Raw genomic sequence first — 14987 nt, 5'->3', positions numbered from 1 at the left:
GCATCGCTGAGCGATGCGGCATCCGTCTGCCTGAAAGAGAACCGGGGTTACGGGCGTCCGCGCAGGACCGCCTGCTTGACCTCGGCGATCGCCTTGGTGACCTCGATGCCGCGCGGGCACGCCTCGGTGCAGTTGAAGGTCGTGCGGCAGCGCCACACGCCCTCTTTGTCGTTGAGGATGTCGAGGCGCACATCGCCGGCGTCGTCGCGCGAGTCGAAGATGAAGCGGTGCGCGTTGACGATGGCCGCAGGGCCGAAGTACTGGCCGTCGGTCCAGAAGACGGGGCACGACGACGTGCACGCGGCGCAGAGGATGCACTTCGTGGTGTCGTCGAAGACTTCGCGGTCCACGATCGACTGGATGCGCTCCTTGCCCTTCTCGGGCGTCGAGTTCGCGATGAGGAACGGCTGGACCTCGCGGTACGACGCGAAGAACGGCTCCATGTCGACGACGAGGTCCTTCTCGAGCGGCAGGCCCTTGATGGCCTCGACATAGATCGGCTGCGAGATGTCGAGGTCCTTGATGAGCGTCTTGCACGCGAGCCGGTTGCGGCCGTTGATGCGCATCGCGTCGGAGCCGCAGATGCCGTGGGCGCACGAGCGGCGGAAGGTCAGCGAGCCGTCGACCTCCCACTTGATCTTGTGCAGGGCGTCGAGCACGCGGTCGGTCGAGTAGAGCTCGACGTCGTAGTCGACCCAGCGCGGCTCCTCGTCGACCTCGGGGTCGAAGCGCCGGATGATGAAGGTGACGAGGAACGACTGGATGCCGGTGTCGTTGGTGACCTCGGTAGCGGAATCCGCGTCGGCGACGAGCGTCATCAGTACTTCCTCTCCATCGGCGGGTAGTTCAACTCGCCCTTTTCGTTCTTCGTGAAGACGACGGGCTTCCAGCCCAGGCGGATGTGGTCCTCGGCGTTCGACGAGTGCGGGTCGCCCGACAGGTACGCCATGGTGTGCTGCATGTAGTTCTCGTCGTCGCGCTTCGGGAAGTCGTCGCGCATGTGGCCGCCGCGGCTCTCTTTGCGGTTCTTCGCGGTCACGACGACCACCTCGGCGATGTCGAGGAGGAAGCCGAGCTCGACGGCCTCGAGCAGGTCGGTGTTGAACCGCTTGCCCTTGTCGTCGACGTGCACGTTCTTGAAGCGTTCCCGCAGCTCTTCGATGGTGAGGAGCACCTCGCCGAGCGACTCGTCGGTGCGGAACACCTGGGCCTTGCGGTCCATCTCGTCCTGCAGCGTCTTGCGGAGCACTGCGATGCGCTCGGTGCCCGGGTTGTTGCGGAGGCCCTCGATGAGGTCGCGCACCTCGGCGGCGGGGTCTTCGGGCAGCGGCACGAAGTCGGCGGTCTTGACGTACTCGACGGCGTTGCGGCCGGCGCGCTTGCCGAAGACGTTGATGTCGAGCAGCGAGTTGGTGCCGAGGCGGTTCGAGCCGTGCACCGAGACGCACGCGCACTCGCCCGCGGCGTACAGGCCCGGGACGACGGTCGTGTTGTCGCTCAGCACCTGCGCGTCGTTGTTGGTGGGGATCCCGCCCATCGCGTAGTGCGCGGTCGGCATGACGGGCACCGGCTCGACCACCGGGTCGACGCCGAGATACGTGCGTGCGAACTCGGTGATGTCGGGGAGCTTCGTCTCGAGCACCTCGGCGCCCAGGTGCGTGCAGTCCAGGAGCACGTAGTCGCGGTGGGGTCCGGCGCCGCGGCCCTCTGCGACCTCCTGCACCATGCACCGGCTGACGATGTCGCGCGGGGCGAGGTCCTTGATGGTCGGGGCGTAGCGCTCCATGAACCGCTCGCCGCTCACGTTGCGCAGGATCGCGCCTTCACCGCGGGCACCTTCGGTGAGAAGGATGCCGAGCCCGGCGAGACCGGTCGGGTGGAACTGGAAGAACTCCATGTCCTCCAGCGGCAGGCCCTTGCGCCAGATGATGCCGACGCCGTCGCCGGTGAGGGTGTGCGCGTTCGAGGTCGTCTTGAAGATCTTGCCGAAGCCGCCCGTCGCGAAGATGACGGCCTTCGACTGGAAGACGTGCAGGTCGCCCGTGGCGAGCTCGTAGGCGACGACGCCCGCGATCTGCTTGTCGGTGCCCTCGCCGACCGTGATGAGGTCGAGCACGTAGAACTCGTTGAAGAAGTTGATGCCGAGCTTGACGCAGTTCTGGAACAGCGTCTGCAGGATCATGTGTCCGGTGCGGTCGGCGGCGTAGCAGGCGCGACGCACTGGGGTCTTGCCGTGGTCGGCGGTGTGCCCGCCGAAGCGGCGCTGGTCGATCTTGCCCTCGGGCGTGCGGTTGAACGGCAGGCCCATGTTCTCGAGGTCGATGACCGCGTCGATGGCCTCCTTCGCGAGGATCTCGGCCGCGTCCTGGTCGACGAGGTAGTCGCCGCCCTTGACGGTGTCGAAGGTGTGCCACTCCCACGAGTCCTCTTCGACGTTCGCCAGGGCCGCCGCCATGCCGCCCTGCGCCGCGCCGGTGTGCGAGCGGGTGGGGTACAGCTTCGAGATGACGGCCGTCCTCGCCCCGGGGCCCGCCTCGATGGCAGCGCGCATGCCGGCGCCGCCGGCGCCCACGATGACGATGTCGAACTGGTGGTAGTGGACGCCGTCCTTGACGTAGCTGTCGGTGGTCTCAGTGCTCACGCTGTGTGCTTTCGATGGTCGATGCTCGGGGGTCGCCCGAACGCTAGCCGCAGATGCTGATGATGGTGTCGGACGCGGTCTCGGCGTCGAAGCCGATGCACGGGTCGAACGTGAAGACGACGAGCGTGCCGAGCACGATGAGGAACGCCGCCGCGAGGCCGAGCGCCCAGACCAGCACGCGGCGGGTGCCGGCGTGGGTCACGTAGTCGTTGACGATCGTGCGCATGCCGTTCGCGCCGTGGATCAGCGCGAGCCACAGCATGAGGACGTCCCACCACTGCCAGAACGGCGTGGCGTACTTGCCGGCGACGAACGCGAAGTCGATGCCGTGGATGCCTTCGCCGACCATCAGGTTCACGAAGAGGTGGCCGAAGATGAGGACCACGAGCAGCACGCCCGAGGCGCGCATGTAGACCCAGCCCCACTTCTCGAGGTTGGCACCCCGGCGGCGGACGGCGGCGCGCGGAGCGCGCGGATCGGCGATGGCGGTCATCAGTGGCCCCCTCCCGGTGCGAAGGCGAGCATGAGGTGACGCGGGACGAAGCCCAGCATCGTCACGGCCCACAGGCCCAGCACGCCCCACCACAGCTGGCGCTGGTGGCGGGTGGCCCACGACCACATGTCGACCAGGATGATGCGCAGGCCGTTGTACGCGTGGTACGCGATGGCGCCGACCAGGGCGACCTCGCCCAGGGCCATCACCGGGTTCTTGTACGTGCCGATCACCGCGTCGTACGCCTCGGGCGACACCCGGATGAGCGCCGTGTCGAGGATGTGGACGAGCAGGAAGAAGAAGATGGCGACGCCGGTGATGCGGTGCAGCACCCACGACCACATGCCTTCGTTCCCGCGGTACAGGGTGCCGCGAGGAACTCGGGAGGTGGTCTCGGATACCGACGGTGTGACGCGTGCTGGTGCAGACACGTCCGTCCTCCTTGGATCGAAACACGATGGGGCTGGCCTCGGACTGCGAGGACGGCCCCCGAAGAGGGCCCGGAACCGTGGGCTTCGGGCCGTCGGCGTCACGCGGGCGCTGCGACCATCCTATTCCCGCATTTCGGGGACCGGCGACGAAGGCGACCCTTACGGCCCCTCCATCCGGAGGGATCTTCGCGAGCGACAAGAACCGCGGTTGTTTCGCCGATCCGGCTAGCCTGGGTGCCATGCCCGGACCCATCGACGACTTCTACGCCGTGATCCCCGCCGGCGGCATCGGCAGCCGGCTGTGGCCGCTGTCGCGCGCCGACGCGCCGAAGTTCCTCCACGATCTCACCGGCTCGGGGCACACGCTCCTCGGCGACACGTGGAACCGGCTGGAGCCGCTCGCCGGACCAGACCGCATCGCCGTCGTGACCGGGCGCGCACACCGTGCGGCGGTGGAGAAGGAGCTGCCCGACATCCCCGACAAGAACGTCTTCCTGGAGTCGGAACCCCGCGATTCCACGGCCGCGATCGGCTTGGCCGCCGCGATCCTCTCGCGTCGCGAGCCCGACGTGATCATCGGCTCGTTCGCCGCCGACCACGTCATCCGCGTGCCGCAGCTGTTCGAGTGGGCGGTGAACCAGGCGGTCTCCACCGCGCGCGAGGGCTACATCTGCACGATCGGCATCCAGCCGTCCGAGCCGTCCGTCGGGTTCGGCTACATCAAGAAGGGCGACGCGCTGAAGGTCGAGGGGGCCCCCGAGGCCGCGCTGGTCGAGAGCTTCGTCGAGAAGCCCGACCTCGAGACGGCGAAGGAGTACTTCGCCGACCGCAACTACTTGTGGAACGCCGGCATGTTCATCTCGCGCGCCGACGTGCTGCTCGGCGAGATCGCCGAGAACGAGCCTCACCTCTACGCAGGCCTCATGGACCTCGCTGAGGCCTGGGACGACCGCGACGAGCGCGGGCCGGTGGTCGACCGGGTCTGGCCGACGCTCAAGAAGATCGCGATCGACTACACCGTCGCCGAGCCCGCGGCCGCGAAGGGGCGCCTCGCCGTCATCCCCGGGCACTTCGACTGGGACGACGTGGGCGACTTCGCGAGCCTCGCCAAGCTCAACTCCCACGGCCGCAAGAACGACCTCGCCATCCTCGGCGAGAACGCCCGCATCCTCTCCGATGCGGCCAGCGGCATCGTCGTCAGCCAGACCCGACGGGTCATCAGCCTCATCGGTGTCCGCGACATCGTCGTGGTCGACACCGAGGACGCGCTCCTGGTCACCACGAGCGAGCACGCGCAGCGCGTGAAGGGCGTCGTCGACGCGCTCAAGCTCAGCGGGCGCGGCGAAGTTCTGTGAAAACGGATGCTGCGGCCCGCGGCTGGGCCCACGCGCCCGGAGGCTCCGCGGATCGCGCCAGCGATGCGTGGAGTGGGCGTGGGGACCGTTTTCCCTGATCCTCTGCTCATCTGAGCGGGATATTGCGTCTTTGTAACCTTTCGCGAACGACGCCTCACGATGCATGCAACCGCGCCGTCACAGTGGGTAACTTTGTGCAGTCCCCGTGAAGGACGCGGGGGAACGTAGTGGAGGCTGAGTTGACCATCTCACGCACCAAGAAGCTCGTCGGCGTCACCGTCGCCGCGGGCATGCTGATCGCCCTCGCCGGCTGCGGCTCCGCCCCTGAGGAGACGGAATCCACGGGAGACGCCGGAAACGTCGTCGAGGGCTTCACCCCCTGCCTCGTGTCGGACGACGGCGGCTTCAACGACAAGTCGTTCAACCAGTCCGCGAAGGAAGGCATGGACCGCGCCGCCGAGGAACTCGGCGTCGAGCCCATCGAGGTCGAGTCCAGCTCGGCGAACGACTACGCCCCGAACCTCGAGAACCTCATCGCCGAGGGCTGCACGTTCATCATCGCGGTCGGCTTCAAGCTGTCGGCCGACACGGTCGCCTCCGCGCTCGCGAACCCCGACGTGAACTACGCCATCATCGACGACCGGGCCGACAACAGCGGCGCGACCGGCGACGACGGCAAGGAGACCGGCGACGGCGAGACCGACGCGCCGAACATCAAGCCGCTCCTGTTCGACACCGTCCAGGCCGCGTACCTCGGCGGCTACGCCGCGGCCGCGTGGTCGGCGGAGGCCGGCGTCAACAAGGTCGGCACCTTCGGCGGCATCCCGATCCCGCCCGTCACCATCTTCATGGACGGCTTCATCGACGGCGTCGAGAAGTACAACGAAGACAAGGGCGCCGCGGTCGAGACCTACGGCTGGGACGTCGACGCCCAGGAGGGCTCGATGACCGGTGGCTTCGCCGCCAACGACACCGCCAAGCAGACCGCGCAGGGCATCCTCGACCAGGGCGTCGACGTGATCCTCCCGGTCGGCGGACCGATCTACCAGAGCGCGCGCGACGCCATCACCGACGCCGGCAGCGGCACGGTCATGCTGGGTGTCGACTCCGATCTCGCCAAGGCCGACCCCTCGGTCGCCGACATGGTGCTGGTCTCGATCATGAAGCGCATCGACGAGGCCGTCTACCAGGCGACCATGGAGGCGTCGTCGGGCGACTTCGACCCGGCCACCTACATCGGCACGCTCGAGAACGAGGGCGTGGGCCTGTCGGGCTTCGGCTCGTTCGAGTCGCAGCTGCCGGAGGGCCTGCTCGATGAGCTCGCCGCCCTCCAGGAGCAGATCATCTCGGGCGACCTCGAGGTGACCTCGCCCAGCTCGCCGTAAGGCAGCAGGAACAGCGGAACGCGGCCGGGTGGACGACTCCACCCGGCCGCGTTCTTCCCCGCCGCCACCACATGGATGGCGCCGCGGCCGACAGCATATATAGGGTGCACATATGAAGCTCGAGCTCCGTGGGATCACGAAGCGTTTCGGGTCCCTCGTCGCGAACGACCACATCGATCTCGTGGTCCAGCCGGGTGAGATCCATGCCCTTCTCGGCGAGAACGGCGCCGGCAAATCCACACTCATGAACGTGCTCTACGGCCTCTACCAGGCCGACGAGGGCGAGATCCTGCTGGACGACGTCGTCCAGCACTTCCGCGGTCCCGGCGACGCGATGAACTCGGGCATCGGCATGGTGCACCAGCACTTCATGCTCATCCCGGTCTTCACCGTCGCCGAGAACGTGATGCTCGGGCACGAGAGCACGAAGGCGCTCGGCGCCCTCGACCTCGCCAAGGCCCGCCAGCACGTGCGCTCGGTCGCCGACCGCTTCGGGTTCGAGGTCGATCCCGACGCCGTCGTCGGCGATCTCCCCGTGGGCGTGCAGCAGCGGGTCGAGATCATCAAGGCCCTGTCGCGCGACGCGAAGGTGCTCGTGTTCGACGAGCCGACCGCGGTGCTGACCCCGCAGGAGACCGACGAGCTCATGACGATCATGAAGCAGCTGCGTGATGAGGGCACCTCGATCGTCTTCATCACCCACAAGCTGCGCGAGGTGCGCGCCGTCGCCGACCGCATCACCGTCATCCGGCTCGGCAAGGTCGTGGGCGAGGCCTCGCCGACCGCCTCCAACGCGGAACTCGCCTCCCTCATGGTCGGCCGCGCGGTCGAGCTCACCGTCCACAAGAACCCGCCCCAGCGCGGCGAGGGCGGACTCGAGGTGCGAGACCTCCGTGTCGTCACCGCGAACGGCACCGTCGTCGTGGACGACGTGAGCTTCGACGTCCGGCCGGGCGAGATCCTCGCGGTCGCGGGCGTCCAGGGCAACGGCCAGACCGAGCTCATCGAGGCCATGGTGGGCCTCGGGGAGCGTGTGAGCGGCTCGATCGAGCTCGGCGGTGTCGAGCTCGTGGGCAAGAGCGTTCGCGGCATCCTCGACGAGGGGGTCGGGTTCGTGCCCGAGGACCGCACCGAGGACGGCCTGGTGGGCACGTTCACCGTGGCCGAGAACCTCATCCTCGACCGGTCCGGCGACAAGGCGTTCATGTCGGGCGGCACGATCCGCCGCGGGGTGCTCGACGACTTCGCCAAGGCGCGCATCACCGAGTACGACATCCGCACGCAGGGCCCGGACGTCCCCGCCGGGACGCTGTCCGGCGGAAACCAGCAGAAGGTCGTGATCGCCCGCGAGATGAGCCGCGAGCTGAAGCTGCTCGTCGCGGCGCAGCCCACGCGCGGCGTCGACGTCGGCTCGATCGAGTTCATCCACAAACGCATCGTCGAGACGCGGGATGCCGGCATCCCCGTCGTCGTCGTCTCCACCGAGCTCGACGAGGTCGCGGCCCTCGCCGACCGCATCGTGGTGATGTACCGCGGAGCGATCGTCGGCATCGTGCCCGGCGACACCCCCCGAGACGTTCTCGGCCTCATGATGGCCGGCGAGAAGCCCGAGGAGGCCGTCGCGTGAACGACCAGAACCCCGCTGCGAGCGGTGACCCGCTCAAGGGGCTGCCGGCAGATCAGCTCCCGTCCGTGTCGGGCCCCCTCACGGGTTCTCCGGACCTCCCTGCCCCCACCCCCGACGCGCCCGGTGCCGTCGACGGCGAGGTGCCACCGCCCCCGCGGCAGAACGTCTTCATCAAGGAGCTGCTGCGCAGCAACTGGGTGACCACCGTGCTCGCGATCGTCGTGGCGATGGTCGTGGGCGGCATCCTGATGGCGATCACGAACGAGGACGTCCAGGCGGCGTCCGGCTACTTCTTCGCGCGACCCGGCGACACGCTCGGCGCCGTCTGGAATGCGGTGTACGGCGGCTACGAGGCGCTCTTCCGCGGGGCGATCTACAACCCCCGGGCGAATGACTTCGCGACGCAGATCCGGCCGCTCACCAACACGCTCGGCTTCGCCGCCCCGCTGATCGCCGCAGGCCTCGGTGTGGCGCTCGCGTTCCGCGTGGGCCTGTTCAACATCGGTGGCCGTGGCCAGATCCTCATCGCGTGTGCGACCGCGGCGCTGTTCACCTTCAACCTGAACCTGCCGATGTTCCTCCAGCTGCCCCTCACTCTGGCGGCGGGTATCGCCGGCGGTGCGATCTGGGGTGGCATCGTCGGTGTGCTGAAGGCGCGCACCGGCGCCCACGAGGTCATCCTCACCATCATGCTCAACTACGTCGCGTTCTACCTCGTGACGTGGATGGTGCGCACCCCCGGCATCCTGCAGCGCCCGGCGGGCGACCAGCCGATCTCGTCGGCGACGCCGGCGAACGCGCAGTTCCCCGACCTGCTCGGGCCCCGGTTCCCCCTGCTCGACTGGGGCTTCGTGATCGTCATCGCGGCCACCGTTTTCGTGTGGTGGCTGGTCGAGCGGTCGAGCCTCGGCTTCCGGCTCCGCGCCGTCGGCGAGAACCCGCACGCCGCGCGGGCCTCCGGCATCTCCGTGCAGCGGATGTACATCTACGCGATGCTCTTCGCCGGTGGCCTCGCGGGTCTGGCCGGCATGAACCAGATCCAGGGCTCGGTGACCACGGGCTTCGACGGCTACATCGACGCGGGCATCGGCTTCGACGCCATCACCGTCGCCCTCCTCGGCCGCAGCCGGGCCTGGGGCGTGTTCGCCGCCGGCATCCTGTTCGGCGCGCTGAAGGCCGGTTCGTTCACGATGCAGGCCTCGCAGGGCATCCCCGTCGACATCGTGCTCGTGGTGCAGTCGCTCATCGTCCTGTTCATCGCGGCGCCGCCGCTCATCCGCACGATCTTCTTCCTGCCGAAGACCGATGCCGAGAAGGCCGCCAAGGCGAGAGCCAAGGCTGCGAAGAAGGCGGTGTCCGCATGACCGCGCTCGCTCCTGCTCCCGACGGAACGATCCAGCTGGCCACCGTGAAGGTGCGCCACCTGAAGCTGCCGGTGACCCTCGCGATCGCGACGGCCCTGCTGGCGCTCCTCTTCCTGTTCGTCCCGCGCAACGGCATCAGCACCTTCCGGCTGAGCGACCCGAGCTCGTCGATCGGCCTGCCGAACGTGAGCTTCCCGACCGCCGTGACCTGCTGGGTCCTGATCGGCATCCTCGTGCTCCTGACGCTCTGGGCGTTCTGGGACTCGGCGAACTACCGCCGCACCGGCCTCTGGCTGCCGATCGTGTTCAGCCTCCTCGCCGTGTTCGCGTTTCTCGTGTGGGCCTCCGCCGGTGGGCTCGTGCCCGTCACGGGCCTCCTGTTCGGCGCGCTGTCGCTGTCTGTCCCGCTGATCTTCGGTGCGCTCGGAGGCGTCATCGGCGAGCGGGTCGGCGTCGTCAATGTCGCGATCGAGGGTCAGTTCCTGTTCGGCGCGTTCAGCGCCGCACTTCTGGCGAGCATCACCCACAACCCGTTCGTCGGGCTCGTGGGCGCGATGGTGGGCGGCGTGCTCGTGGCGTTCGTGCTGGCGGCGTTCTCGATCAAGTACCTCGTCGACCAGGTGATCGTCGGCGTCGTGCTCAACGTCCTCGTGACCGGCCTGACCGGCTTCCTCTACGGCGCGCTGCTCGTGCCGAACGAGGCCGATCTCAACCGCCCGGTGCGCTTCACGCGGTGGGAGATCCCGCTGCTCAGCGACATCCCGATCATCGGACCCGTGCTGTTCAACCAGACGTTCATCGTCTACCTCATGTACATCACTGTCGCGCTCGTCGCCTGGGGCCTCTACCGCACCCGCTGGGGCCTGCGGCTCCGCGCGGTCGGCGAGCACCCGCAGGCGGCCGACACGGTGGGCATCAAGGTGAACACCAGCAGGTTCTGGAACGTCTCGCTCGCCGGCGCGATCGCCGGCATCGGCGGTGCGTATTTCACCCTCGTCTCGGTGGGCCAGTTCACCAAGGAGATGACGGCGGGCCTCGGCTTCATCGCCCTCGCCGCGGTCATCTTCGGCCGCTGGGACCCGATCCGCGCGACCCTCGCGGCGCTGCTGTTCGGATTCGCGACCAACCTGCAGAACCTCCTGACCGTGCTGCGGACGCCGATCCCCAGCGAGTTCATGCTGATGCTTCCGTACCTCGTGACGATCATCGCCGTCGCCGGCTTCGCGGGTCAGATCCGCGGTCCCGCCGCCGCCGGCAAGCCATACATCAAGGGATGACGCGGTGCCTGCCGTGCGTGTGAAGGGCGACGGATGCCGGGCCGCGGCATCCGTCGACCCTCCTGATACCCCACCCGACGCGAACGGAGCGCGCTCATGACCGATATCGACTGGGATGAGCTGCGCGCCGCGGCGACCGACGCGATGCGGCGGGCCTACGCCCCCTACTCTCGCTACAAGGTCGGCGCCGCCGCCCTCGTGACCGACGGGCGCATCGTCACCGGCTGCAACGTCGAGAACGCGTCGTACGGCGTCACCCTCTGCGCCGAGTGCGGTCTCGTCAGCGAGCTGGCGAACTCGGGCGGCGGAAGCCTCGTCGCATTCGTCTGCGTCAACGGCCATGGCGACACGATCATGCCGTGCGGCCGCTGCCGGCAGCTGCTGTTCGAATTCGCGATCCCCGGCATGCTGCTCGAGACGGTGTCGGGAATCCGCACCATCGACGAGGTGCTGCCCGACGCGTTCGGACCCCGCGACCTCGAGGAGGCGACCCGATGAGCGATCCGACGGGCGTCGAGCCGTTCGACGCGGTCGACGTGATACGCACCAAGCGCGATGGCGGTGCGGTGCTGGAGCAGGCGCTGCGCTGGATGGTCGACGCCTACACCCGCGGGTACGTCGCCGACTCGCAGATGGCCTCGTTCGCGATGGCCGTCCTCCTCAACGGCATGACGCGCGACGAGATCCGCGTCATGACCGACGCGATGATCGCCTCGGGGGAGCGGATGAGCTTCTCGGGGCTCGGCAAGCCCACGGTCGACAAGCACTCGACGGGCGGCGTGGGCGACAAGATCACGCTGCCGCTGGCTCCGCTCGTCGCCAGCTTCGGCGTCGCGGTGCCCCAGCTGTCGGGCCGCGGACTCGGCCACACCGGCGGCACGCTCGACAAGCTCGAGTCGATCCCGGGGTGGCGCGCGGCGCTCTCGAACGACGAGATGTTCGCGCAGCTCCGCGACGTCGGCGCTGTGATCTGCGCCGCCGGCTCCGGTCTCGCGCCGGCCGACAAGAAGCTCTACGCGCTGCGTGACGTCACCGGCACGGTCGAAGCCATCCCGCTCATCGCGTCGAGCATCATGTCGAAGAAGATCGCGGAGGGTACCGACGCGCTCGTGCTCGATGTGAAGTTCGGCTCCGGCGCCTTCATGCGCGACGTCGACCGGGCCCGCGAGCTCGCCCGCACGATGGTCGCCCTCGGCACCGACTCGGGCGTCTCGACGACCGCGCTCCTCACCGACATGAACACCCCGCTCGGCCTCGCCATCGGCAACGCCAACGAGGTGCGCGAGTCGGTCGAGGTGCTCGCCGGCGGCGGCCCCGCCGACGTCGTCGAGCTGACGGTGGCGCTCGCCCGCGAGATGCTCGCGCTCGCCGGCCAGCCGGACGCCGATGTCGAGGCGGCGCTGCAGGACGGCCGCGCGATGGATGCCTGGCGCGCGATGATCATCGCGCAGGACGGCGATCCGGATGCTGCGCTGCGCGCCCCGAACGAGACGCACACCGTCACCGCGACCGAAGGCGGCTACGTCACCGGCATGGAGGCGCTCCCGTTCGGCATCGCCGCGTGGCGCCTGGGAGCCGGACGCGCACGCGCGCAGGACCCCGTGCTGCACGCGGCGGGCATCGATCTTCACGTGAAGCCCGGCGATCAGGTGACCGCCGGCCAGCCGCTGTTCACCCTTCTCGGCGAGGATGCCTCCCGGTTCGACCGCGCCCTCGAAGCCCTCGACGGGGCGTGGGAGATCGGCCCCGACGCACCCGAGCGCACTCCTCTCGTCCTGGAACGCATCACCGCCTAGGCTGAGTCAGTCCCGCGCCGGGCCCGACGCGGCCGCCCGGACCGCAGCATCCGTCCGCACCCCCTGACTCGCGATCGCACCCGAGGAGAATCTCAATGCCCATCGACCAGCACGGCGACGCCATCCTCGACGGAGTGTCGCTCCGGAGCCTCCCCAAGGTCTCGCTGCACGATCACCTCGACGGCGGCGTGCGCCCCGCGACGATCATCGAACTGGCCGACGCGATCGGGTTCGAGGTCCCCGAGTCCGACCCGGACGACCTCGCGGACTGGTTCGCAGACAAGAGCGACTCGGGCTCTCTCGTCGAGTACCTCAAGACCTTCGACCTGACGATCGGCGTCATGCAGACGCGTGAGGGCCTCACGCGCGTCGCCCGCGAGTTCGTCGAGGACCTCGCCGCCGACGGCGTCATCTACGGCGAGGTGCGCTGGGCACCCGAGCAGCACCTCGGCCGCGGGCTGTCGCTCGACGAGGTCGTCGCGGCGGTGCAGGAGGGCATCGAGGAGGGCGAGGACGCGGCCGAGAGCCGCGGCCACGACATCCGTGTCGGCCAGCTGATCTCGGCCATGCGCCACAGTGACCGCTCGCTCGAGATCGCGCGGCTGGCCGTGGACTGGCGCAACCGGGGCGCGGTCGGGTTCGACATCGCGGGTCCTGAGGACGGGTTCCCGCCGTCGCGCCTGCGCGAGGCGTTCGACTACCTGGCGTCGGAGTTCTTCCCGGCCACCGTGCACGCGGGCGAGGCTGCCGGCCTGGACTCGATCCGTTCGGCGCTGATCGACGGCCGCGCGCTGCGCCTCGGCCACGGCGTGCGCCTCGCCGAAGACCTCGAGGTCGTCTCGCGTGCCGGCGAAGAGGTGCTCGTCCAGTTCGGCGACCTGGCGCGCTGGGTGCGCGACCGCGAGATCCCGCTCGAGCTGTCGCCGTCGTCGAACCTGCAGACAGGTGCCATCGAGCGCTGGGGCACGACGCTGGAGGACCACCCCTTCGACCTGCTCTACCAGCTCGGCTTCGCGGTCACCGTGAACGTCGACAACCGCACCATGAGCCGCACGTCGCTGACGCGCGAGCTCGCGCTGCTGGCCGAGACCTTCGAGTACGGCCTCGACGACCTCGAGGCCTTCCAGCTCAACGCCGCCGCCGGCGCCTTCCTCCCGGTGGAGGAGCGCGAGGAGCTCATCGACCTCATCGCCGACGGCTTCGACGCGTAGCCCCTGACCGGTTCCGGAGCGGATGCCGCAGCCCGCGGCATCCGCTCGGCCCGCGGCATCCGCTCGGCCCGCGGCATCCGCTCGGCCCGCGGCATCCGCTCCCTCCTTCCCGCTCGACGCGTGCCAGATGCTGTGCGGCCGCGGCGGTCGATTCGCTGCGAAGTCCGGACTTCGCCGGATGCGGCCCCCTGGCTTATGCGTTGTCCGGACGGCGCGGACCAGATTGCACACGGCCCGTTGTGCGAGGTCCGGACTTCGCCGGTTCCGGATGCCGCGTTCCCGCGTTGTCCGGACGGCACAGAATCCTCCACAGCGGGCCCGTCGCTCGGGTTGTGCACAGGACTCGCCATCTGACGAGAATCAGCAACCGGCCCTGCGTGAAATGGGTTGGTGACGAGGAAGCGCCTTTCGATCGGAAGCCAGCCGTTCACGGTTGCCAGAGCCCTCGAGGACGGAATCGGCCGTGGAACCCTCGACGGCCCGCGGTTCGAGCGACCGTTCCACGGGGTGCGCCAGCTCAAGGAGCAGGAGGCGAAGTCCGACGCCGCGATGCGGCCCCGCAACGGCATCGAGCTGCGCGCGTACAAGAAGCGCTGTGCTCAGCTCGCCGTCCGCATGGGGGCCGACGACTTCTTCAGTCACAGCTCTGCGCTCGTGCTGTGGGGCGCGCCCGTTCCGCGCGACTGGGACCAGGCCATCCATGTCTCCGGAATACGACCGCGCAACCCCATCCGCACACGCGGGGTGGTGTCGCATCGCCTGGCTCGCCGGGAGGCAGCGTTTGCGGTTCGGGGCGGCCTCCGGGTCGAGACTCCAGCGCGAGCGTGGGTGCAGGCATCGGCTCAACTCTCCGACATCGACCTCATCGCTGCGGCAGACTTCCTCGTGGCGCGGCGGCGACGACTCGTCACCGTGGAGGAGCTCCGGGGCGAGGCTGCACGAATGCGCCGTCCGCGCCTTGAGCGCTTGATCGACCGCGTCCGGGACGGCGCGGAGTCGGCCAAGGAGACGGAACTGCGGATCCGACTGGTCGACGGCGGCCTCCCAGAACCAGACCTCGCCCACGAGCTCTTCACGTCATCCGGGACCTTCGTCGCGCGGCTCGATCAGGTGTACCTGCGATACCGGGTCGCCGTGGAGTACGACGGCCGCCAGCACGCCGAGGACGTAGGCCAATTCGCTCGCGATGCCGATCGGTGGCGTGCGATCGGCGACGAGGGGTGGCATCTCGTTCGAATCCTGAACCACCACCTCGAACCCGACCCGATGGTGGCGGTGGATATCGTGCGGCGCGCTCTCATCCGTGCCGGTTGGCGTCCCTGACCGACGGGCCACCGAGTCCGGACTTCGCAGGTTCGGGACGCTGGTTTGCTGTGCGTTCTGGACCGCAGGGTGTCCGTTGTCTCC

13 protein-coding genes are annotated in these 14987 nt (G+C 68.9%); 9 read left to right on the top strand and 4 right to left on the bottom strand.

The features are described from left to right. Positions 1-47: 47 nt before the first annotated feature. Genes Q9R33_RS01565 through sdhC form a run of 4 tightly spaced genes read right to left on the bottom strand, consistent with a single transcriptional unit; the run spans position 48 to position 3565 of the window. The gene (locus tag Q9R33_RS01565) at positions 48-818 is read right to left on the bottom strand and encodes a succinate dehydrogenase iron-sulfur subunit (RefSeq protein WP_056370652.1); all 771 of its coding nucleotides are present in this window, start codon (positions 816-818) and stop codon (positions 48-50) included. Further along, positions 818-2641, bottom strand: coding sequence for a succinate dehydrogenase flavoprotein subunit (gene sdhA / locus Q9R33_RS01560; RefSeq protein ID WP_056370649.1), 1824 nt, complete (start codon positions 2639-2641; stop codon positions 818-820). The genes Q9R33_RS01565 and sdhA overlap by 1 nt, the downstream gene beginning before the upstream one ends. Before the next feature lie 43 nt (positions 2642-2684). After that, positions 2685-3134 carry a succinate dehydrogenase hydrophobic membrane anchor subunit gene (locus Q9R33_RS01555; RefSeq protein WP_056370644.1) on the bottom strand — a complete coding sequence of 150 codons (450 nt, stop codon included), beginning with the start codon at positions 3132-3134 and terminating at the stop codon, positions 2685-2687. Next, on the bottom strand, positions 3134-3565 hold the full coding sequence (sdhC, locus tag Q9R33_RS01550; RefSeq protein WP_082497100.1) for a succinate dehydrogenase, cytochrome b556 subunit: 432 nt from the start codon (positions 3563-3565) through the stop codon (positions 3134-3136). The genes Q9R33_RS01555 and sdhC overlap by 1 nt, the downstream gene beginning before the upstream one ends. A 239-nt stretch (positions 3566-3804) precedes the next feature. Here sdhC and Q9R33_RS01545 point away from each other — a divergent pair, with 239 nt between their 5' ends. The 9 genes from Q9R33_RS01545 to Q9R33_RS01505 all read left to right on the top strand — a co-directional run bounded on the left by Q9R33_RS01545 (position 3805) and on the right by Q9R33_RS01505 (position 14903). Further along, entirely contained in the window at positions 3805-4920 is a 1116-nt protein-coding gene (locus tag Q9R33_RS01545; protein WP_056370643.1) for a mannose-1-phosphate guanylyltransferase, read from the top strand. Positions 4921-5159: 239 nt separating this feature from the next. Continuing rightward, positions 5160-6305 (top strand): BMP family protein, encoded by a 1146-nt coding sequence (locus Q9R33_RS01540; RefSeq protein ID WP_056370642.1) that lies wholly within the window; start codon positions 5160-5162, stop codon positions 6303-6305. Positions 6306-6417: 112 nt separating this feature from the next. Continuing rightward, positions 6418-7932: an ABC transporter ATP-binding protein gene (locus tag Q9R33_RS01535; protein WP_311292640.1), complete on the top strand. Its 1515-nt coding sequence runs from the start codon at positions 6418-6420 to the stop codon at positions 7930-7932. Continuing rightward, complete coding sequence (locus tag Q9R33_RS01530; protein WP_056370639.1) at positions 7929-9296, top strand: ABC transporter permease; 1368 nt, start codon at positions 7929-7931, stop codon at positions 9294-9296. The genes Q9R33_RS01535 and Q9R33_RS01530 overlap by 4 nt, the downstream gene beginning before the upstream one ends. After that, positions 9293-10573 (top strand): ABC transporter permease, encoded by a 1281-nt coding sequence (locus Q9R33_RS01525; protein WP_056370638.1) that lies wholly within the window; start codon positions 9293-9295, stop codon positions 10571-10573. The genes Q9R33_RS01530 and Q9R33_RS01525 overlap by 4 nt, the downstream gene beginning before the upstream one ends. Positions 10574-10669: 96 nt before the next feature. After that, complete coding sequence (locus Q9R33_RS01520; RefSeq protein ID WP_056370636.1) at positions 10670-11071, top strand: cytidine deaminase; 402 nt, start codon at positions 10670-10672, stop codon at positions 11069-11071. Further along, positions 11068-12369 carry a thymidine phosphorylase gene (locus Q9R33_RS01515; RefSeq protein WP_311292639.1) on the top strand — a complete coding sequence of 434 codons (1302 nt, stop codon included), beginning with the start codon at positions 11068-11070 and terminating at the stop codon, positions 12367-12369. The genes Q9R33_RS01520 and Q9R33_RS01515 overlap by 4 nt, the downstream gene beginning before the upstream one ends. Positions 12370-12464: 95 nt before the next feature. Beyond that, positions 12465-13580 (top strand): adenosine deaminase, encoded by a 1116-nt coding sequence (locus tag Q9R33_RS01510; protein WP_310247792.1) that lies wholly within the window; start codon positions 12465-12467, stop codon positions 13578-13580. A 390-nt stretch (positions 13581-13970) separates the two neighbouring features. Next, positions 13971-14903 carry a DUF559 domain-containing protein gene (locus tag Q9R33_RS01505; protein ID WP_311292638.1) on the top strand — a complete coding sequence of 311 codons (933 nt, stop codon included), beginning with the start codon at positions 13971-13973 and terminating at the stop codon, positions 14901-14903. Positions 14904-14987 lie beyond the last annotated feature (84 nt).

Source organism: Microbacterium sp. PRC9, assembly GCF_031844125.1.
Lineage (GTDB): Bacteria > Actinomycetota > Actinomycetes > Actinomycetales > Microbacteriaceae > Microbacterium.
The sequence above is the reverse complement of the archived record's forward strand: the minus strand, read 5'-3'. Positions and strand labels throughout refer to the sequence as shown.